Raw genomic sequence first — 19,425 nt, 5'->3', positions numbered from 1 at the left:
CAGGGAGGTGTTGAACCCCGTACGACGGCGGGATGACCGCCGGGAATACGGTGGCATCGGCGGAGGTTGATCCCGTACGATGGCATCTGCACCGCCCAGGCGGTGTGAGCCCCTCGTAGCGGGGGCGACGATTGAAAAATCAACATGGGGATGATCGGTTTCGACAGCGGCTGTCGAAGCAGGGGAAGCGTGTCGAGGAAGCGGCCATGATCTCGTAAACCACAGGCCGAAAAAAATAATCGCCAATTCCAAGCGATCCATCTCCCAGGGCGAGCTCGCCCTCGCTGCCTGATCTTCAGGTAGCGAGCAGCGGCTCCCCTACTTAAGGGAGTGTCAGCCCGGGAGTGTTCCCGACCCGGTTCCTGGCATCATTTAGGGAACTAAACCTTGATCCCGGTCACGGGGTGAAAAGGGAAACCACACAGTGACTGGGCCCGTCGGAGACTTGTCGGCGTGATCTCCGGGGCCGAGAAAAGCACAGCCGACTGCACACGGAGAAGCCCTGATTCCACACCGTTGGACGCGGGTTCGATTCCCGCCATCTCCACTCATCCCATGTGGGCACAGGCCCCGTCGCTTACGAGCGGCGGGGCCTGTGTCATGCCTGGCGCGTGCTCGCCCGCTCGGTCAGCCGCGGCGGCAGCAGTGTCGTCTCCGGCACGGGCGTGCCGTGCGGTTGCGCCATCAGCAGTTCCACCGCTCGGGTGCCCAGCTCGCCGGCCGGCAGGGCGACCGACGTGACCGTCGCGGGGTCGTCGGGGCAGACGGCCGTGATCGACAGGTCCTCGGGGACACGGAGGCCGAGCTGCCGGAAGGCCATGATCAGGGGTTCCAGGAGCGGGGCATTGTGGACGACCACGGCCGTCAGGGCGGGGTGTTCGCGCAGCAGCCGGTCCGCGACGGGGTGGGCCGCGGCCGGGGCCGACTCGGCGGGGTGCACCGAGGACGTCAGCCCGCGGTGGTCGGCCGCGGCCGTGAAGCCCTCGACCAGGCGGTGCGCCGAGGCCGTGCCGCGCAGGTGGACCTCGGGCGGCGAGCTGACCAGGGCCACCGTCCGGTGGCCGAGGCGGGCCAGGTCGTCCACGCACGCCTCGCCCGCTGCCCGGTAGTCCAGGTCCAGGCAGGTCAGACCCTGCGGGTCGGCGGGGAGGCCGAGCAGGACGCAGGGGCGGTTCAGGGAGCGGAGCCGGGGGAGACGCGGATCGTGCAGGCCGATGTCCATGACGAGTAACGCGTCCGCCGGTGCCGATTCCCCGACGCGGGTCAGGCACTCCTCATGGGTGAGGAGCAGGACGTCGTGGTCGTACCCGCGTGCCGCCGTCACCACCGACTCCGTCACACGCATCAGCGCCGGTACGTGGACGCCGGCGCGCAGCGGCGCCGCCACGGCCAGGACCTTCGGCCTGCCGTGCGCCGGTGCGCCCGAGTGCGGTCGGTAGCCCAGCTCCCGGACCGCCGCCTCGACCCTGCGCCGGGTCTCGTCGGAGATCGGGCGCTTGCCGCTCAGCGCGTACGACACGGTGCTGGGGGAGACCCCGGCCCGGCGCGCCACGTCCGTGATCCTCACCATCAGGACGGCTCCAGTCCCAAGGTCAGGGTGCCGGTTCCGGCCGGTGCCCGGGTCTCCTGGCCGGCGGTGGCGAGCGCCCAGGGGGCCGCCGGGTCGCCGCAGGTGGCCCGCAGGGTGTCGCCCTCGCGTACCACCGTGAAGGTCACGTCCCCGACCCGCACCGTCGTCTCGTCACCGGGCCGCAGGCCGTACGCCCGCAGCGTCACCCCGTCGGCGTGGTCGTAGTCCGGGCGGTCGTCCACCGCGCCCACCGGGATCACCGCACCCGGCCTGACCAGCAGCGGCACACTCAGGAAGGCGTGCCGCTCGCGCACCCAGCGCGGGCCCGTCACCTGCTCGCCGGTGAGGAAGTGCGTCCAGGCGCCCTCGGGGACGTAGTACGTGACGTCGCCCTCGTCGCTGAACACCGGCGCCACGAGGAGGTCCGGGCCCAGCATGTACTGCCGTTCCAGGTGCGCGCAGCCCGGGTCGTCCGGGAACTCCAGCACCATCGCCCGCATCATCGGCACGCCCTCGGTGTGGGCGGTCCGGGCCGTCTCGTACAGGTAGGGCATGAGGCGCAGCTTCAGCCGGATGAAGTGGCGTGCGACCTCTACCGACTCCTCGTCGAACAGCCAGGGGACGCGGTAGGAGCCGCTGCCGTGCAGGCGGCTGTGCGAGGAGAGCAGGCCGAAGGCCAGCCAGCGCTTGAACAGGGCCGGTGTCGGAGTGCCCTCGAAACCGCCGATGTCATGGCTCCAGAAGCCGAAGCCGGACAGCCCGAGGGACAGGCCTCCGCGCAGCGACTCGGCCATCGACTCGTACGTCGCCTCGCAGTCGCCGCCCCAGTGCACGGGGAACTGCTGGCTGCCCGCCGTCGCCGAGCGGGCGAAGAGGACGGCCTCCGCCTCGCCCCGGTGCTTGCGCAGCACCTCGAAGACCGTGCGGTTGTAGAGGTACGTGTAGTAGTTGTGCATCCGCTCCGGGTCGGAGCCGTCGGACCAGGCCACATCGAGCGGCACCCGTTCGCCGAAGTCGGTCTTGAAGCAGTCGACGCCCTGCGCGAGCAGCGCCTCCAGCTTGCCGGCGTACCAGTCGCGGGCGGCCGGGCTGGTGAAGTCGACCAGGGCCATGCCGGGCTGCCACAGGTCCCACTGCCAGACACTGCCGTCCGGGCGCTTCAGCAGATGCCCGAGCGCCTTGCCCTCCGCGAACAGCGGGGAGCGCTGGGCGATGTACGGATTGATCCACACGGAGACGCGCAGGCCACGGGCCTTCAGCCGGGCCAGCATGCCCTCCGGGTCGGGGAAGACCCGGGCGTCCCACCGGAAGTCGCACCAGTGGAACTCGCGCATCCAGAAGCAGTCGAAGTGGAAGACGGAGAGCGGGAGTTCGCGTTCCCGCATGCCCTCGATGAAGGACGTCACCGTCTTCTCGTCGTACGACGTCGTGAAGGACGTCGACAGCCACAGGCCGAACGACCAGGCGGGCGGCAGGGCCGGACGGCCGGTCAGGGCCGTGTACTTGCGCAGGATCTCCTTCGGGGTCGGGCCGTGGACGACGTAGTACGTCAGCTCCTGCGTCTCCGCGCTGAACTGCACCCGGGACACGACCTCCGAGGCGACCTCGAAGGACACCTTGCCCGGGTGGTCGACGAAGACGCCGTAACCCGCGTCCGTGAGGAAGAAGGGAACGTTCTTGTAGGCCTGTTCGCTGCAGGTGCCGCCGTCGGCCTGCCAGATGTCCACGACCTGGCCGTTCTTGACCAGCGGGCCGAAGCGCTCGCCCAGGCCGTAGACGGACGTGCCGACCTGGAGGACCAGCTGTTCGCGCAGGTGGTGCGCGCCGCTCGCGTCCCGCATGATGCCCATGCTCTTCTGACCGCTGCTGGTGAGAGTGCGGCCCCGCGCGCGGAACTCGACCTGCCAGGGGCCGCGGCGGGCCACCCGGACCGACAGCTCGCCCGAGGTCAGGGTCGCGTGCTCGTCGTCGTACGAGATCCGCGGGGCGGCGCCCGACCCGGTGAGCTCGAACTCGGGTCCCCGCGGCACGCCTCCCGTGAAGTGCGTCAGCGTCAGGCCGATGACGTCGGGCATGGGCGAGTGCGCGCGGAGCGTCAGCACGGGGCCCTTCAACAAGTCCCCGCGGGAGCGGACGGGCCGGGTCGGCGCGTGGATCTCGAGCGTGCCGTCCGACTCGGTGACGTCGAGTACCTCGGCCGGGTACGCCGCGGTGACGCCCTCCCGGAGCAGCCAGTAGCCGTCGGTGAACTTCATGTGGGGGGTCCTTCTTCCCGTGCCCGCGGGGCGGCAGGCGACGTCGAAGCGCTTCGACGAAAGAACGTATGGGCGGTGCGTGAGGGCGTCAATGGGACGTGCGGTGATCGGTGAAGCGATTCGACGCACCGGCGGGCGGCAAGGCCAGGGCCACGGCCACCGTCGCCCGGTGGCGACCGGGTGGTCCAACACCTGTCCGGTGCGGAGTCACGCACCCGGGTTGTAGGACTGGCGGGAAATGTTCGCTGTTTGTTCTTCATACAGCGATATGGAGAGTCCTTAATGGCGCACGGAAAAGATGCTCAACCGGGAAATCCTTCACTCTTTTGCCGCGCATCCGCCGAAGTGGGCCGACGGTTAGTCGGTACATGACCGAGGCGACCAGGAAAGAAGGCTGGGCGGTAACGCTCGGCCCCTACACCTACATTCCCGCTCCAGCGCACTCGTCGGCCACCGTCAACGGCACGCTCACCAAGGCCGGTTGCCCGGTCGCGCTCCAGGTGACCGAGCCGGTACTGCGCGATTTCATCGATGCCATGTGCGTGCTGGAAAAGGATCTCGCCCGGCGGTGGATCAGTGCGACGGAATGGCCTGCTTTCGCGCTTGCGGAATAGTCGGGCCGCGCTATGTACGACAAAGGAATCGAGGGCTCCGGCAGGCACCGGGCGCCCACCCGGGATTTCGTCACCCCGCTGACACCACCGGATCCGACCTGGGACCCTGCCGAGGAACTGGCGTTCATCCTCGAGGAGGCACTCGGGGAGCAGGGGCCGAGGATCCCCGCCCCGCGCGACGCGGCACCGGCCGCCCCCGCGGACCCGGCCCCCGGCGAGCGCATGCAGCGGCTCCAGGACATCACCGAGGAACTGCCGCCCGTGCGGGACGTCCCCCGGCGCCACCGCAAGGTCCGGGCCCGCAGAGCACCGGGCGTGTTCCGCGCCACCAGCTTCCTCGTCGCCGCCCTGACGGCCGTCATCGCCTCCGCGGTGGGCCTCCTGAGCGGCATGGTCGCCTACGACCCGCTGCGCCTCGTCGCCGTGTCCCCGGCGGAGCGCAGCCTGCGCACCTGGTGGCCCCTGCTGGTGTACGGGCCCTGGCTGGTGGCGTCCCTGTCCGTCCTGCGGGCCGCGCTGCACCAGCGCCGTGCCGTGCACTCCTGGTGTGTGGTGCTGGTCTTCTCGTGCGTCGCGGTACTGCTGTGCGTCGCCCAGGCGCCGAGGACCGTCCTCGGTACCGCGGCCGCGGCCCTGCCCGGACTGGCGGCGCTGGCGTGCTTCCAGCAGGTCGTCCGCCAGATCACGCTGACGCGTCCGCCCGTGCGTACGCCGGTGCCTCGGCACCGCCTGGGGCAGGTCGGGTCGAGGGAGCTCTCCGGTGGGGAGGTTCCGGGGTGCGAAGTGGCCGGTGCGGGTTCCGGTACGGCGGTATCCGGTGAGTGTGTGGGTGAGGGCGAAGGGCCCGAGCGGGTGGCCGGGGGCTGAGGAGGCCGCAGGGGCGCCGGGGAGCCGGGGGACCGGGCGGGCAGCCCGCCGCTGTGGGTTCACGGCATGCGGCCACCTCGGCCCCCGGCTCCTGCGTGCCTTCGGCCGGCCGGCAATCTCCGTACGCCGGAGTGGACCGGCCTCGTGCGGCTGCTGTTCGAGGGGCGGGGCATCGAGATCGCGCCACCGGTGCCACTGGCCGTCGGGGAGGAGGAGTTCCAGCGGGTCGATCCGGTTCCGCTCTCTCCCGTGTCGCTGGTGTGGCGCAGGGGCCTGACGCACCCCGCGCTCGACGCGCTGCGGCGGGCGGCGGCGCGGCTCGCGGCGAAGGAGGGGTGGCTGCGCAGGCCCGACGGCGGGTGGGTTCCGGCCACCGATGAGGTCCTCATGGTGTCTCGCTACTGACACGATTCCGCACGTGGTCCGCACATATCCTCCGCGTGCGCTACATTCGACGTCTGAGCACGGTGTGGTAATGGGGGCGCTTGGGACGGGTTGGGGACCCGGTCCGAACGACGGGTGCTCAGGTCGCAAGCGCACCTGAACCATCCCGTGGGGGGAAGTGCGTGCGTGTGAATCCGTGGCGAGAAGACGCCCAACCCGAATGGCCCGAGGTCGCAGCGGCGACCGGTGAACTCCTCGCGGACGGCAGAGCCCGGGACCGGAGAGCCACCCAGGTGTTCTCCGGCGGCGAGGTCCAGGTGTCGGGTACCCGCCCGTCCGCAGGGACGGAGCTGACGGAGATACTGCGCGGCATTCCCCGGCAGAGCGAGGGCGAGGCCGACTCGTACGCGGCGGATTCCGGTACCCGGCCGACCGTCCGCGACCCCTGGCAGGAGGACGCCGACCCGGTCGGGCACGTCCGGGCCGCGCACGCCCACGACCCGCACGAGGTCACCGTCCAGCTCGACGCCGTCCAGCTCGGGGACGGGTTCGTACGCCAGGCCAAGGAAGGCACCGGCGCGGGCACCGCCGACCGGCCCGTCTTCGTGGACGAGTCCGGTCGCCGCAGCCGTCGCCTCCGCCGGATCGGCATAGCCGTCGCCCTGGCCTGCGGGGTCTACGCCGTCGTCATCGTCGCCACGGTGCTGTCGGGCAACTCCAACGCGCCCTGGCTGCCCGTACCGGGCCAGCAGGAGGGCCGGCCGGCCGGGCAGGTCGACATCCCGCCGCAGCCCACGGAGTCGGCACCGGCCGGTGACACGGGCGTCACCGCCCCGGGCAGCGCGCCGGCGACCGACGCGGCCACGCCACCTGCGTCCGGCCCCAGCGCCCTCGAACCCGCGGCATCCGCGGGCCCGGCCCGTTCCGGCACGACCGCCAAGCCCTCGCCGACGGCGACCCCGACCGCACCGGCCCCTGGGAAGGCCGTGACGGACCCGACCCCGACCAAGCCGGCGGACCCGGCGACCACGCCCGCGACCGACCCCACGCCGACCGTCGAGCCCACGCCGGAACCGACCGAGCCCACGGGCGCCGGCGACGGCACCGACACGGTGGCCGAAGGCCCGCCCGAGACGGCGCCCGTCGCCCAGCCGCCCGTCGAGGAGCCACCCGTGGCGCAGCCACCCGCCGTCTAGAGGGCGTCCGTAGAGCCCCGCCCGCCCTGCGACGCCCGGCACGCTCCCCAAGCTCTTCGAGCGGCAGGGAGTACCCCCGGAGCACGCACTGAACGCCGCAGGCCCCGCCCTCCGGGCGGACGACGGGACTTCGCGGACACACCCAGCACTCGGTCGCGAGGGCAGCGCCCACCGCGTCCGCCCTCACGGGAGATCCGGGGGGGGAGTCCCCCCGGATCTCCCGATCTCAGGCCCGGAGCTCCCCGTCCCGTTGGAGCGCAGGGACCTGATCACGCCACGCAGCGCGCCGGCCCCGTCCCCGCACCACCCCGTCCCCGCAGCACTTCGTCCCCCGCACCACCCCGGAGTACCACCACCCATGGCATCCCATACCCGCCGTTCCGGGCCCGCGCCCCGAGCACGAGGCGGCTCCAGGCGCCGCCTGCCCCTGCGCCTGCTGCTGCCCCTGCTCGTCCTCATGGCGCTGATGGCCATGCTCATGCTGCGCGGCTACGTGCACAGCGAGATCCTCGCCGACCACCGGGTCCGGCCGCCCGCGGCCACCGACCAGGTGCCGGAGGAGATCATGAACGGCGGCCCGGTCATCGACACCCGAAGCGGCCGCACGGAGAGCCTGCGCGTGCCCGACCGTCACCTGGTCCTCACCTTCGACGACGGTCCGGACCCGGTCTGGACGCCGAAGGTCCTGGACGTACTGAAGGAGCACGACGCGCACGCCGTCTTCTTCGTCACCGGCACCATGGCCTCGCGCTACCCGGACCTGGTCCGGCGCATGGTCGAGGAAGGCCACGAGGTCGGTCTGCACACCTTCAACCACCCCGACCTGTCCTACCAGTCCAAGAAGCGCATCGACTGGGAGCTGTCCCAGAACCAGCTCGCCCTCTCGGGCGCGGCGGGCATCCGCACCTCCCTCTTCCGGCCGCCGTACTCCTCCTTCGCCGCCGCCATGGACAACAAGTCCTGGCCGGTGACCGAGTACATCGGCCGCCGCGGCTACATCACCGTCGTCAACAACACCGACAGCGAGGACTGGCGCAAGCCCGGCGTCGCCGAGATCGTCCGCCGTGCCACGCCCAAGGGCGGCAAGGGCGCGATCGTCCTGATGCACGACTCCGGCGGCGCCCGCCACCAGACCGTCGCGGCACTGGACCGCATGCTGCCCGACCTGCGCGAGAAGGGCTACGCGTTCGACAACCTCACCGAGGCCCTCGACGCCCCGAGCGCGCACTCCCAGGTCACCGGCATCGACCGGTGGAAGGGCACGGCATGGATCTTCCTGGTGCAGGCCTCGGAGCATCTCACCGACGGGCTGGTCGTCGGCCTCGCGATCGTCGGCACCCTCGTCATCGGCCGCTTCGTCCTGATGCTGGTGCTCTCCGGGCTGCACGCACGCCGGGTGCGCCGCCGCGGCTTCAGCTGGGGGCCGCCGATCACCGAACCGGTGTCGGTCCTGGTCCCGGCGTACAACGAGGCCAAGTGCATCGAGAACACGGTCCGTTCCCTCGCCGCCAGTGACCACCCCATCGAGGTCCTCGTCATCGACGACGGCTCCTCCGACGGCACGGCACGGATCGTCGAGGCCATGGGCCTGCCCAACGTCCGGGTGGTCCGCCAGCTCAACGCGGGCAAGCCGGCCGCGCTCAACCGCGGTGTGGCCAACGCCCGCTACGACCTGATCGTGATGATGGACGGCGACACGGTCTTCGAACCGTCCACCGTGCGTGAACTCGTGCAGCCCTTCGGCGACCCGAGGGTGGGCGCGGTCGCGGGCAACGCCAAGGTCGGCAACAAGGACACCCTCATCGGCGCCTGGCAGCACATCGAGTACGTGATGGGCTTCAACCTCGATCGCCGCATGTACGACGTCCTGCGCTGCATGCCGACGATCCCCGGCGCGGTCGGAGCCTTCCGCCGCAGCGCGCTGGAACGGGTCGGCGGCATGAGCGACGACACGCTCGCCGAGGACACCGACATCACGATGGCCCTGCACCGCGACGGCTGGCGCGTGGTCTACGCGGAGAACGCCCGAGCCTGGACCGAGGCGCCCGAGACCGTCCAGCAGCTGTGGTCCCAGCGCTACCGCTGGTCGTACGGCACCATGCAGGCCATCTGGAAGCACCGCCGGGCCCTGGTCGACAAGGGCCCCTCGGGCCGCTTCGGCCGTGTCGGCCTGCCGCTGGTGTCCCTCTTCATGGTCGTGGCGCCCCTGCTGGCCCCGCTGATCGACGTGTTCCTCGTCTACGGCCTCGTGTTCGGCCCGACCCAGAAGACGATCATCGCGTGGCTCGGCGTCCTGGCCATCCAGGCGGTCTGCGCGGCCTACGCCTTCCGACTCGATCGTGAGCGCATGACGCATCTGATCTCCCTGCCCTTGCAGCAGATCCTCTACCGACAGCTGATGTATGTCGTCCTGCTCCAGTCCTGGATCACCGCCCTCACCGGCGGCCGGCTGCGCTGGCAGAAGCTGCGGCGCACCGGTGTGGTCGACGCGCCCGGCGGCGGCCCCGTGCCGCGCCAGCGGTCCCAGAGCAGCGGCGAGCGGAGGCCGGTGGCATGACCCACACGAACCCGATCCCCACGTCGTCGGAAACGTCCGGCCTGCCGGGGCCGCCGTCGTACGGCATCCCGCAGCAGCGCACGACGGACCCCGCGGCCACGGGCGGAACCGCCCCGGACACGGCGCCACGCCAGGGCGGCGGCCGTGACCGCTACCTGGACCTGCTGCGCTCGATCGCCCTGGTCCGCGTCGTCGTCTACCACCTGTTCGGCTGGGCGTGGCTGACGGTGCTGTTCCCGTCGATGGGCGTGATGTTCGCGCTGGCGGGCTCCCTGATGGCGCGCTCGCTGAAGCGCCCTGCGCTCGGGGTGATCCGGGGCCGGATCCGCCGGCTCCTGCCCCCGCTCTGGGTGTTCAGCGTGGTGGTGCTGGCGATGATGTTCGCGGGCGGCTGGAACCCGCTGAAGGACCCGGACCACGGCGGCACCTGGGGCCTGATCGACCTGGTCAACTACGTCTTCCCCGTCGGCGCCCCGCCCTTCCCCTGGCACCTCGGCGCCAAGTCCGGCCTGCTGGAGGACACCTGGGCCGTGCAGGCGGCCGGTCCGCTGTGGTACCTGCGGGCCTACCTGTGGTTCGTCATCGCCTCCCCGCTGCTGCTGTGGGCGTTCCGCCGGGCACCGTGGCCGACGCTGCTGGCGCCCCTGGGCCTCACGGCGGTCGTCGGCACGGGCCTGGTGAAGATCCCCGGCGAGACGGGCAACGCGGTGACGGACTTCGCGGTCTACGGCGGCTGCTGGGTCCTGGGCTTCGCCCACCACGAGGGCCTGCTCAAGCAGATCCCCCGCTACCTGTCGATCTCCTGCGCGTCCCTGCTGATGGCGTTCGGCCTGTGGTGGGCCTCCGGCCACCTGGGCCCCGACGGCTGGGACCTGAACGACATCCCCCTGGCCCAGGCGGCCTGGTCCTTCGGCTTCGTGGTGATCCTGCTCCAGTACTCCCCGTCCTGGCGCGAACTCCCGGGCCGCCTCGCCAGGTGGGACAAGCTCGTGACCCTCTCCAACAACCGCGCCGTCACGATCTACCTCTGGCACAACCTCCTCATCATGGCGACGGTCCCGATCCTCGACCTCCTCTACGAACTGCCGTTCCTGCAGAGCGACAGCGGGGTGTCCGCCCTGGACTCCACGTACACGATCTGGATGTTCGTCCTGGTCTGGCCCCTGATCGGCGCGGCGACCCTGGCGTTCGGCTGGGTCGAGGACGTCGCGGCGAAGCGGAAACCCAGGTTGTGGCCGAATAGTGCGCCTCGGGTGAGGGTTCGAGGGACCCGGAGGCGGGCGGCGACCGGCAGCTAAGCTGGGCCGTCATCGGCGGGGGCGGACGATGAGCGGCCCTTGTCCAGGGCCCCTTTTCGGTCGCAGGTGAGAGAACGACAGTGAGACGAGCACCGACAGCTGAGCCGGCCGGACCGCGTGCGCCGGTCTTCGGGCTGATCACGCCCGAGGACTGGTACCGCATCCCGCTCCTGCCCGCCGACCGCCGCGCGGCGTCCGTGAGCGCCCTGGTCAAGCGGCAGTTCGCGGGCGTCGACGACCAGCCGGTCCTGCGCCGCAGGGCCGAGGAGCAGCTGCTCGGCACGGCCGAGGCCGCCGTCCAGCAGGGCGGCGTGGTGCTGTACCTGTCGTTCCTGGAGGCCGGCGGCATCCCGCTGTCGGCCTCTCTGCTGGTCTCCCGCCTGTACGAGAAGTTCGACGGCCTGGACGCCGTCGCCGCCCTGGCCGGCTCCGGCGAGGTCACGCTGGAGACGCTGCCCGCCGTGGGGCGCGCGGCCCGGCTGCGGCGGCAGGAGCGGACGAAGCAGTCGCGCAAGCTGGGCTCCGAGTTCGAGGACACCGTCGTCGAGTACTTCGTGCCGGTCCCGGACCGCGACGAGGTGCTGATGCTGACGTTCAGCACACCGCTGGAGCCGATCGCGGACGCCATGGTGGAGTTGTTCGACGCGGTGGCCGGAACCCTGCGCTGGCAGCACCGCCAGGAGGAGCGGGCGGGGGAGGAGCGGGAGTGACCGGGAAGCTCAGGGTCTCGACGCAGGATCTCGACACGGCCGGAACCGGCCTGCGGACGGTGGCGACCGAGCTGGAAGGGCTCGACAAGCTCATGGACGCCTACGACCGCCGAACGGTCGGCCACCAGACCCTGCACGACCGGCTGCAGGAGTTCTCCGACGGCTGGGACGACAACCGCAAGAAGATGATCGAGGAGATCCAGGGGCTCGGGAAGATGGCCCAGGAGGCCGGGAAGGCGTACACCGCGCTCGACACCGCGCTGTACGACGCGCTCACGGGCAAAGGGAAGAAGAAGTGACCCGCCCCGCCGACCACCGGTGGGAGGTGCTGGGGGAGAGCGGCGACCCCGTGCCCGGCGACGTCACCGACATGAAGGCCCTCGCCCGCCGGTTCACGGCCACCGCCGAGACCATCACCAAGACCGCCGACGCGCTGCGCCGGATCGGCGACCTGGAGAGCTGGGACTCCGAGGCCGGCCGCGCCTTCGCCGAGAAGGCGACCGACACCGCCAAGACCGTGAGCAAGGCCTACGACCGCTACGCGGACGCCGGAGTCGCCCTCAAGGACTACTCCACCGACCTGGAGACCATCCAGGAGGAGGCGGACAAACTCCTCAGCCAGGCGGAGACCAAGCACAACAGCCTCTCCACCGCCAAGTCAAAGGCGGACAACCCGCCGAAGGGCACCGACGACGCCGGGCATGACAAGCTCGACAAGGCCGTCACCGACCTCCAGGAGGGACTGGACGGGCTGCGCGGCCAGCTCGGCAAGCTGAAGACCCGTCACAAGGAGGCCGGCGACAAGGCCGCCAAGCGCATCCACGACACCACCGAGGGCGACGGCCTCAACGACGGCTGGCTGGACGACCTGCGCGACACCCTGAAACTCGTCAGCGACATCACGGGAGCCATCGCCGCCGTCTGCGGGGTGCTGTCCCTGCTCGTCGGCTGGATCCCCGTCATCGGACAGGCCCTGGCCGGTGTGCTCGGCACGATCGCCCTGGTCATGACCGCGATCTCACTGGTCTGCCATGTGCTGCTCGCCATCAACGGCGACGGCTCCTGGGGCGACGTGGCGATCGACGTGCTGGGCCTGGCCACGTTCGGCATCGGGCGCGTCTTCTCCGCGGGCGCCAAGGCCGCCGCCACCGTCGGACGCAGCCGCGTCTGGACGGCGGCCACGCAGTACGTGCGCGGCTGGAACCCGGGCATGAACTCGGCCGCGCGCCGCGCGCTCGTCGAGTCCATGGTCGGGGCGCGGGCCGGAGCACGCCCCGGGGCGGCCCTGCCCGACGTGGGCCTGAGGGCGGCCTTCCGCGGACTGCCGAGCTCCTTCGCGGACGACCTGGCGAGCATCCGGGGCAACTGGCGGGACCTGTTCAAGGTCGGCGACAACCTTTCGGCGGCCCGCGACGCCTACAACGCCGCCGGGCCGCGCGGCCTGGCCAGCATGTACGCGGGCCCGGGCATGGTCGACGAACTCGCGCGCATCAAGAACATCGACCCGGCGGACCTGCGGTTCATCGGCACGCCCGACGCGTTCAAGCAGGCCATGGCCTACAACGCCGTCGGCCTCGGCGGCACCGGGACGGGCGCGGCCTCCGACACCAACAGCTTCGTCGGCCTGTTCGGCGGCGAGCCGGAGATCGACGTCACCGGCCCCGACGCGTCCCTGGCCGGACGGTGAGCCCGGCCATGACGAACCCGGCGGACTGGCGGGAGTGCCGGGTCGCGCTGCCGGCCCACCACAACTGGCTGGTCCTGGACCTGGAGAGCGAGGACCCCGAGGACTGGGCGCGCACCCTCGCCGGACAGCACCTCGGCGGTGACGTCCCCGAGCCGTGGCGGGAGGCCTTCGCGGCGGACCTGCTCTGGTACTGGGGCGCGGCCGTGCGGCAGGGTGCCCTGTGCGCGGCGGTCCTGGCACCGCAGGACGGGCCCGTCGTCGCCAGTTGCACGGTGCGGGAGCTGACCGTCGCGGCGGAGTTCCGGACCCTGGCCGCCTTCCGGGCCGAGGCGGAACGCGCGGAAGGCCCGTACTTCGGCGGGGAGCAGATCCTCACCGAGGTCGAGCTGCCCCTGGGACCGGCCCTGCGCGTGCACCGCCAGGAGCCGACGGACCCGGACGCGGACGGCGGAACCGTCGTGGAGGGAGTGGCCCACTACGTGCTGCCGCGGCAGCACCCCACCGCGCTGGAGTGCCGGCTGCTGTGGACGTCCCTCGGACTCGGCGCGGAACTCGTCAAGGTCGCCGACGAGCTGGCGGACTCACTCCGCCTGGCGTGACGCGGCGGAACCCCGGCGCTTGCCGAGCACATCCCCGAGCCCGAACCGCTCCCAGGGGACCATCGCCAGCGGCATCCAGCTGAACCCGACGGCGAACACGGCCACGACGGTGGTGAGCTGAGCCGGCAGGAACCACCCCAGCTGGGCGACGAGCAGCGCCACGGCCAGCAGCCAGACGTCGAACACCAGCACGGCCAGCACCTTGCGGGCCGCGGCCACCGGGCCGACCCGGGGCGTGGTCTCGTTCCCGCGCACCATGCCGAAGAGGATCACCGGCAGCATCAGCCCGGTCAGCCCGCCGATCGCGATGCCGCCCACGACCAGGGCGTTGTTCCCGTCCTCGGGCACCATGCTCGACAGTGGGGCCGTGTCCACCGCCCCGCCCAGCAGGGCCACGGCCGCGAACGCGCCGAGCGTCGCCGTCGCCAGTACGAGGAGCATGCCCGCTCCGAAGGCCACGTTCGCGGCAAAGGAGCGCTGCGGGCGCCGCGTCTCGGGCCGTTCGGCCCCCGACTCAGCGGACATGGACTCTCCCCTTCCCGTGTGGGGTCCGCTAGAGGATAACGGGACCCCGTTCCCCCGGGCTTTCCCGGTGTGGAAAACTGCCCGGGTTGCGCATGTGAACAACTGTGCCCAGTGGGCGTCCGGGGGAGCGGTGGAATGAGTAAGCGGCAGACACAGAAGATGCTGCGGCTGATGGCGAGCGGAGAACCGGTCGAGCTCACCAGCCCGATGGCATCCGTGAAGAAGCTCGCCCGGCTGGCGTTCCTCGCCCAGCAGTTCGGCTACGAGTACGCGGACGTCCGGCAGAGCAGCGGCCGCAACGGCGCGCTCACCATGCTGATCCTGCCCGACCCCAGCCCGCAGGCCCGGGCCCGGGCCGCACAGAACTGGGCGCAGTACCCCAACGCGTCCGACGGCGTCTCCCTCCCGCCGCTCGTGCCCGACGCCTTCGAGCTCCTCAAGGCCCGCATCAACTTCGACCTCACAGGCAAGAACGCCGAGAAGCGCATGGGCTACGGGGCGCTCGGCGTCACGATCGGCTGCGTGGTCCTCGGCTTCCGGTTCGGCGGTGAGGCCTTCGACTTCATCGCGGCGGGTGCGGTGTGGCTCGTGATCATGGCGATCCTCGGCATCGGGCTGCTGGTCACGCGCAAGCGCAACACGAAGTTCGCCGCGCGCCTGCAGGCGGCCGGCTTCATGCCGGTGACCGAGGAGAACGGGCGGGTGCGGTACCTGCCGCCCGGGGCGCAGCTGCCGGGGCAGGGCAATCCGTTCGCGGCAGGGCCGTACGGCGGCGGGCAGGCGGCCGGGACGCCGGGGTACGCGGGTGCGCCGGGTCAGCCCGGTCAGCCCGGAGTGCCGGGTCAGCCGGGAGTGCCGGGGCAGCCCGGCGGGATGCCCGCCCCGGCCGCAGGCGCCCCCGCGGGGTACGGCCAGCAGGCGCCGGGGCCGTACGCCCAACCCGCCCCCGGTCCCTACCCCGGCCAGCCGGCTCCCGGTCCGTACCCCGCCCAGCCCGCGCCGGGCCCGTACGGGGGCCAGCCTGCCGCTGGTCCGTACGGAGGTCAGCCGGCCGCCGGTCCATACGGAGGCCAGCCTGCCCCTGGCCAGCCCGCGCCGGGCCCGTACGCGGCCCAGCCCGCCCCTGCCCCGTACCCCCCTCAGCAGCCCCCCGGCCCGTACGCCCAGCCGTACCCTCAGCAACAGCAGCCCCCCAGGTAGCAGAATCCACACGGACAGGCCCCGCAAAGCTGTCCCGAAGCCACGGAACCTCTCATCCCGCCCCAAGCCGGGGTGAGAGCAAAGTTCCCTTGCGGTCACCCGCTGGCACAGTCACGAAACGCGCCCTCCCTACCTTCGGGATCAGCACTCATGGAACGACCGAGTCCCGGAGCAAGTGGAGGCGTCATGACAGGCCCTGGCACGGCACCCGCACCCCCGAGCAGGGGCGGACGCTGGATCCAGCACTGGGATCCGGAAAACGAGACCTTCTGGAAGGAGACGGGCGAGAAGGTCGCCCGCCGGAACCTCTTCTTCTCCGTCCTCTCCGAGCACATCGGGTTCTCGATCTGGACCCTGTGGTCCGTCCTGGTCCTCTTCATGGGCCCCGAGTACGGGCTGACCCCGGCCGACAAGTTCATGCTGACCTCGATGGTCACGCTGGTCGGCGCCGTCGTCCGCGTCCCCTACACCTTCGCCGTCGCGCTCTTCGGCGGCCGGAACTGGACGATCATCTCGGCCGGTCTCCTCCTCGTCCCGACCGTCGCCGCGTTCACGGTGATGGAGCCGGGGACCTCCTTCTCGACCTTCCTGCTCGTCGGCCTGCTGGCCGGCATCGGCGGCGGCAACTTCGCCTCCTCCATGACCAACATCAACGCCTTCTTCCCGCTGCGGAAGAAGGGCTGGGCCCTCGGTCTGAACGCGGGCGGCGGCAACATCGGCGTACCGGTGATCCAGCTGGCCGCGCTCGCGATCATCGGCGCCGGCGGCGGGCCGCGGGTGCTGCTCGGGATCTACATCCCGTTGATCCTCGTGGCCGCCGTCATGGCCGCGCTCTTCATGGACAACATCGAGAACGTGAAGAACGACACCGGTGCCGCCAAGGACGCCGCGCGGGACGCCCACACGTGGATCATGTCCTTCCTCTACATCGGCACCTTCGGGTCGTTCATCGGCTACAGCTTCGCCTTCGGGCAGGTCCTCCAGAACCAGTTCGGACGCACCCCGCTGGAGGCGGCGTACGTCACCTTCATCGGTCCGCTCCTCGGCTCGCTGATCCGGCCCCTGGGCGGCTGGATGGCCGACAAGTACGGCGGCGCGAAGATCAGCCTGTGGAACTACGTCGGCATGGGCGTCGCGACGGCGGTCCTGATCGGTGCCTCGATGGAGAAGTCGCTGGCGCTGTTCACCGTGGCCTTCGTGGTGCTGTTCGTGCTCAGCGGGCTCGGCAACGGCTCGACGTTCAAGATGATCCCGGGCATCTTCCAGAACAAGGCCCTCGCCAAGGGGCTGAAGGGTGAAGCGGCCGCTGCCTACGGGCGTCGCCTCTCCGGCGCCTCCATGGGACTCATCGGCGCGGTGGGCGCGCTCGGCGGCGTCGGCATCAACCTCGCCTTCCGCCAGTCCTTCCTCTCCTACGGCTCCGGCACCGGCGCCTTCGTCGCATTCCTCGCCTTCTACGCGGTCTGCTTCGCGGTCACCTGGGCCGTATACCTTCGCCGCACGACCCCCCGGGTACCCGCCACGACGGCGACCTCGGAGGCGGAGCCGCAGCTCAGCTACGCCAGGGTGTGACGTAACACCGTCGACATCAAGCCGATCCGAGCCTGTCACGAGCCGTTGACAGGCTCGATCGGCATGTAGGTACGCCGTACCCATCAGTACGACGACTCGAGTGCGGGACGAGAGCCATGTACGAGGAAGAACAGCGACCGGACCACGGACCCCTGGCGGGTTTCACCGTGGGCGTGACGGCCGCACGCCGGGCCGACGAGCTGGGGACGCTTCTCCAGCGGCGCGGCGCCGCCGTCATGCACGCCCCTGCCCTGCGGATCGTGCAGCTCGCCGACGACAGTGAACTGCTGGGCGCGACGAAGGAGCTCATCCGCCAGGTGCCGGACATCGTGGTCGCCACGACCGCGATCGGCTTCCGGGGCTGGGTCGAGGCCGCCGACGGCTGGGGGCTCGGCGACGATCTGCTGGCACGGCTCGGCAGGGCACGGATCCTGGCGCGCGGCCCCAAGGTGAAGGGCTCGGTCCGGGCCGCCGGGCTGACGGAGGAGTGGTCGCCGTCGTCGGAGTCCATGGCCGAGGTGCTCGACCGGCTGCTGGAGGAGGGCGTCGACGGGCAGCGCATCGCGATCCAGCTGCACGGTGAGCCGCTGCCCGGGTTCGTGGAGGCGCTGCGCGAGGGCGGGGCCGAGGTCGTGGGCGTGCCCGTCTACCGGTGGATGCCGCCGGAGGACATCGCCCCGGTGGACCGCCTGCTGGACGCCACGGTGTCCCGGGGCGTGGACGCGCTGACCTTCACCAGCGCCCCGGCCGCGGCCTCCCTGCTCTCCCGTGCGGAGGAGCGCGGGATGCTCCCGGAGGTACTGGAGGCCATGAGCCACGACGTACTGCCGGCCTGCGTCGGCCCGGTCACCGCCCTGCCGTTGCAGTCCCGCGGCATCGACACGGTCCAGCCCGAACGCTTCCGGCTCGGCCCCCTCGTCCAGCTCCTGTGCAAGGAACTGCCCGGCCGGGCACGCGCGCTGCCGATCGCCGGGCACCGGGTGGAGATCCGCGGGCACGCCGTCCTGGTCGACGGCGACCTCAAGCCCGTGCCGCCCGCCGGCATGTCCCTGCTCCGCGCCCTCTCCCGCCGCCCCGGCTGGGTGGTCGCGCGCGCCGAACTCCTGCGCGCCCTGCCCGGCTCCGGCCGCGACGAGCACGCGGTCGAGACGGCCATGGCCCGTCTCCGCACGGCCCTCGGCACCCCGAAACTGATCCAGACGGTGGTCAAACGGGGCTACCGCCTCGCCCTGGACCCGGCGGCGGAGACGAAGTACGCGGACGCATGAGAGCGTCCGCGGGTTGAGCGGGATACCGCCACGCCGACCCGCGAGCGGCCGGTGCGAGGGGTTCCCGGCGCCGGAGTGGGCAGGCACTGTAAGAGGGAACGGTTTCCCAGCCCTCTCACTGGCACCTCACCGAGCTCTCGCGACCGGGGTGCACCCCTATAGGCGGTGACAGGCACATGGCACTGGGTACGGCCACGGCCCCGTACGAGCTGCGCTTCGATGCCGGGCGGATCTGCCTCGACCTGCTCTCCACCACGCATCCGGAGGAACGGCTCGACTCCGTGGACGTGCTCCGCGCCTGGATCACCGGCTCCGGGCTGGTCCCGGCGGACACCGCCCTCGCCCACGCCGACGCCGCCTGGCTGGTCGCCTTCCGCGAACTGCGCGGCCAGATCGACCGGTTGGTGCGGGGCTGGCCGGGGTCCGGAGCCCGGGCGTACGACTTCGCGCTGGCGCGCGTCAACGACCTCGCCCGTACGGCGCCCCCCGCCCCGCGCGCGGTCCGCGGTGGAGACGGCGAACTCGTACGGCGGTTGGACGGCCCGCCCGGCTGCCCCGCCCTGCTCGCGGCCGTCGCCCGGGACGCCGTGGACCTGCTGACCGACCCCGTCGCCCGCGCTGCCCTGCGCCAGTGCGAGGGCGACAACTGCCCGATCGTGTACCTCGACACCTCCCGGGGGCGCAGGAGGCGCTGGTGCTCCAGCGAGGTCTGCGGGAACCGCGAACGGGTCGCCCGGCACCGCCGCCGCGCGGCACTCACACGGCCTTAAGTCCCTTTTGCCCTCCGCGGCAAAGGCGTTGAGTGGTCGCTGCACCCAATTTCCCTGTCCTAAATGCGACTTCTGCGGACGTGCTGTCGAAGTGATTTCGATTACATGCCGTTTACCTACGGACCCGTAGGGAAAGCCTGGCTTGATCGCGTCGGTGTGGCGGAAATGTAAAGAACGCGGGGTGGGAATGTGCTCCCATGTCCCGCTCGTCACGTCACTTCGAAGAAATCTGTCACGCCTCTTTGAACACCCAACGCCTCGCATCCGTACGGCTTGTGGAGCGACCGACTGGGGGAACCCCCGGACACCGGAGGTGGGCGTGCGCAAGGATTCCGTCGTGGCCAATGAACGTG

At 71.4% G+C, this 19,425-nt stretch carries 16 protein-coding genes, 1 other RNA gene and 1 pseudogene; 15 read left to right on the top strand and 3 right to left on the bottom strand.

Annotation, left to right across the window (positions count from 1 at the left end; translation table 11 throughout):
- Positions 1-146: 146 nt before the first annotated feature.
- Positions 147-550, top strand: a transfer-messenger RNA (tmRNA) gene (gene ssrA, locus ACZ3I3_RS32520).
- Positions 551-598: 48 nt separating this feature from the next.
- Here the strand turns inward: ssrA and ACZ3I3_RS32515 are convergent.
- Positions 599-1,570 (bottom strand): LacI family DNA-binding transcriptional regulator, encoded by a 972-nt coding sequence (locus ACZ3I3_RS32515; RefSeq protein WP_467370876.1) that lies wholly within the window; start codon positions 1,568-1,570, stop codon positions 599-601.
- Entirely contained in the window at positions 1,570-3,825 is a 2,256-nt protein-coding gene (yicI, locus tag ACZ3I3_RS32510; RefSeq protein ID WP_467370875.1) for an alpha-xylosidase, read from the bottom strand. The genes ACZ3I3_RS32515 and yicI overlap by 1 nt, the downstream gene beginning before the upstream one ends.
- A gap of 368 nt (positions 3,826-4,193) precedes the next feature.
- On the opposite strand from yicI, the gene ACZ3I3_RS32505 reads away from it, so the two are divergent.
- The 10 genes and pseudogenes from ACZ3I3_RS32505 to ACZ3I3_RS32460 all read left to right on the top strand — a co-directional run bounded on the left by ACZ3I3_RS32505 (position 4,194) and on the right by ACZ3I3_RS32460 (position 13,737).
- Complete coding sequence (locus ACZ3I3_RS32505) at positions 4,194-4,439, top strand: hypothetical protein (RefSeq protein WP_467370873.1); 246 nt, start codon at positions 4,194-4,196, stop codon at positions 4,437-4,439.
- Positions 4,440-4,451: 12 nt separating this feature from the next.
- On the top strand, positions 4,452-5,306 hold the full coding sequence (locus ACZ3I3_RS32500; protein WP_467370871.1) for a hypothetical protein: 855 nt from the start codon (positions 4,452-4,454) through the stop codon (positions 5,304-5,306).
- Between the two features lie 108 nt (positions 5,307-5,414).
- A pseudogene (locus ACZ3I3_RS32495) lies at positions 5,415-5,711 on the top strand (LysR family transcriptional regulator); the annotation flags it as partial.
- Between the two features lie 167 nt (positions 5,712-5,878).
- Positions 5,879-6,886, top strand: a complete 1,008-nt coding sequence (locus ACZ3I3_RS32490; RefSeq protein ID WP_467370870.1) for a hypothetical protein — start codon at positions 5,879-5,881, stop codon at positions 6,884-6,886.
- Positions 6,887-7,244: 358 nt separating this feature from the next.
- Complete coding sequence (locus ACZ3I3_RS32485) at positions 7,245-9,443, top strand: polysaccharide deacetylase family protein (protein ID WP_467370868.1); 2,199 nt, start codon at positions 7,245-7,247, stop codon at positions 9,441-9,443.
- Positions 9,440-10,741, top strand: coding sequence for an acyltransferase family protein (locus ACZ3I3_RS32480; protein WP_467370866.1), 1,302 nt, complete (start codon positions 9,440-9,442; stop codon positions 10,739-10,741). The genes ACZ3I3_RS32485 and ACZ3I3_RS32480 overlap by 4 nt, the downstream gene beginning before the upstream one ends.
- A gap of 80 nt (positions 10,742-10,821) precedes the next feature.
- Complete coding sequence (locus ACZ3I3_RS32475) at positions 10,822-11,451, top strand: hypothetical protein (RefSeq protein ID WP_467370865.1); 630 nt, start codon at positions 10,822-10,824, stop codon at positions 11,449-11,451.
- Positions 11,448-11,750 (top strand): hypothetical protein, encoded by a 303-nt coding sequence (locus ACZ3I3_RS32470; RefSeq protein WP_467370864.1) that lies wholly within the window; start codon positions 11,448-11,450, stop codon positions 11,748-11,750. The genes ACZ3I3_RS32475 and ACZ3I3_RS32470 overlap by 4 nt, the downstream gene beginning before the upstream one ends.
- The gene (locus ACZ3I3_RS32465; RefSeq protein WP_467370862.1) at positions 11,747-13,138 is read left to right on the top strand and encodes a hypothetical protein; all 1,392 of its coding nucleotides are present in this window, start codon (positions 11,747-11,749) and stop codon (positions 13,136-13,138) included. Before ACZ3I3_RS32470 ends, ACZ3I3_RS32465 begins: the two co-directional genes overlap by 4 nt.
- Positions 13,139-13,146: 8 nt before the next feature.
- Entirely contained in the window at positions 13,147-13,737 is a 591-nt protein-coding gene (locus tag ACZ3I3_RS32460) for a hypothetical protein (RefSeq protein ID WP_467370861.1), read from the top strand.
- On the opposite strand, the gene ACZ3I3_RS32455 is transcribed toward ACZ3I3_RS32460, so the two are convergent.
- Positions 13,720-14,262, bottom strand: a complete 543-nt coding sequence (locus tag ACZ3I3_RS32455) for a hypothetical protein (protein ID WP_467370860.1) — start codon at positions 14,260-14,262, stop codon at positions 13,720-13,722. The two genes, ACZ3I3_RS32460 and ACZ3I3_RS32455, sit on opposite strands and share 18 nt — an antisense overlap.
- Before the next feature lie 135 nt (positions 14,263-14,397).
- Here ACZ3I3_RS32455 and ACZ3I3_RS32450 point away from each other — a divergent pair, with 135 nt between their 5' ends.
- The 4 genes from ACZ3I3_RS32450 (at position 14,398) to ACZ3I3_RS32435 (ending at position 19,072) form a co-directional block, all read left to right on the top strand.
- On the top strand, positions 14,398-15,462 hold the full coding sequence (locus ACZ3I3_RS32450) for a hypothetical protein (protein ID WP_467370858.1): 1,065 nt from the start codon (positions 14,398-14,400) through the stop codon (positions 15,460-15,462).
- A gap of 186 nt (positions 15,463-15,648) precedes the next feature.
- The gene (locus ACZ3I3_RS32445; protein WP_467370856.1) at positions 15,649-17,034 is read left to right on the top strand and encodes a nitrate/nitrite transporter; all 1,386 of its coding nucleotides are present in this window, start codon (positions 15,649-15,651) and stop codon (positions 17,032-17,034) included.
- 116 nt (positions 17,035-17,150) lie between these two features.
- The gene (locus ACZ3I3_RS32440; protein WP_467370854.1) at positions 17,151-18,302 is read left to right on the top strand and encodes a uroporphyrinogen-III synthase; all 1,152 of its coding nucleotides are present in this window, start codon (positions 17,151-17,153) and stop codon (positions 18,300-18,302) included.
- 176 nt (positions 18,303-18,478) lie between these two features.
- Positions 18,479-19,072, top strand: a complete 594-nt coding sequence (locus ACZ3I3_RS32435) for a CGNR zinc finger domain-containing protein (RefSeq protein WP_467370852.1) — start codon at positions 18,479-18,481, stop codon at positions 19,070-19,072.
- The last annotated feature ends 353 nt before the right edge of the window (positions 19,073-19,425 follow it).

The sequence above is a fragment of the Streptomyces sp. NPDC016851 genome (genome assembly GCF_055562795.1).
This window is presented reverse-complemented; position numbering and strand designations above follow the sequence as displayed.

What these genes read in the sequence shown, in the direction of transcription:
- ACZ3I3_RS32485 (WP_467370868.1), top strand. Translation starts at nt 7,245, where the DNA reads ATGGCATCCCATACCCGCCGTTCCGGGCCCGCGCCCCGAGCACGAGGC.
- yicI (WP_467370875.1), bottom strand. Translation starts at nt 3,825, where the DNA reads ATGAAGTTCACCGACGGCTACTGGCTGCTCCGGGAGGGCGTCACCGCG.
- ACZ3I3_RS32450 (WP_467370858.1), top strand. Translation starts at nt 14,398, where the DNA reads ATGAGTAAGCGGCAGACACAGAAGATGCTGCGGCTGATGGCGAGCGGA.
- ACZ3I3_RS32435 (WP_467370852.1), top strand. Translation starts at nt 18,479, where the DNA reads ATGGCACTGGGTACGGCCACGGCCCCGTACGAGCTGCGCTTCGATGCC.
- ACZ3I3_RS32455 (WP_467370860.1), bottom strand. Translation starts at nt 14,262, where the DNA reads ATGTCCGCTGAGTCGGGGGCCGAACGGCCCGAGACGCGGCGCCCGCAG.
- ACZ3I3_RS32480 (WP_467370866.1), top strand. Translation starts at nt 9,440, where the DNA reads ATGACCCACACGAACCCGATCCCCACGTCGTCGGAAACGTCCGGCCTG.
- ACZ3I3_RS32460 (WP_467370861.1), top strand. Translation starts at nt 13,147, where the DNA reads ATGACGAACCCGGCGGACTGGCGGGAGTGCCGGGTCGCGCTGCCGGCC.
- ACZ3I3_RS32500 (WP_467370871.1), top strand. Translation starts at nt 4,452, where the DNA reads ATGTACGACAAAGGAATCGAGGGCTCCGGCAGGCACCGGGCGCCCACC.
- ACZ3I3_RS32445 (WP_467370856.1), top strand. Translation starts at nt 15,649, where the DNA reads ATGACAGGCCCTGGCACGGCACCCGCACCCCCGAGCAGGGGCGGACGC.
- ACZ3I3_RS32515 (WP_467370876.1), bottom strand. Translation starts at nt 1,570, where the DNA reads ATGGTGAGGATCACGGACGTGGCGCGCCGGGCCGGGGTCTCCCCCAGC.
- ACZ3I3_RS32505 (WP_467370873.1), top strand. Translation starts at nt 4,194, where the DNA reads ATGACCGAGGCGACCAGGAAAGAAGGCTGGGCGGTAACGCTCGGCCCC.
- ACZ3I3_RS32440 (WP_467370854.1), top strand. Translation starts at nt 17,151, where the DNA reads ATGTACGAGGAAGAACAGCGACCGGACCACGGACCCCTGGCGGGTTTC.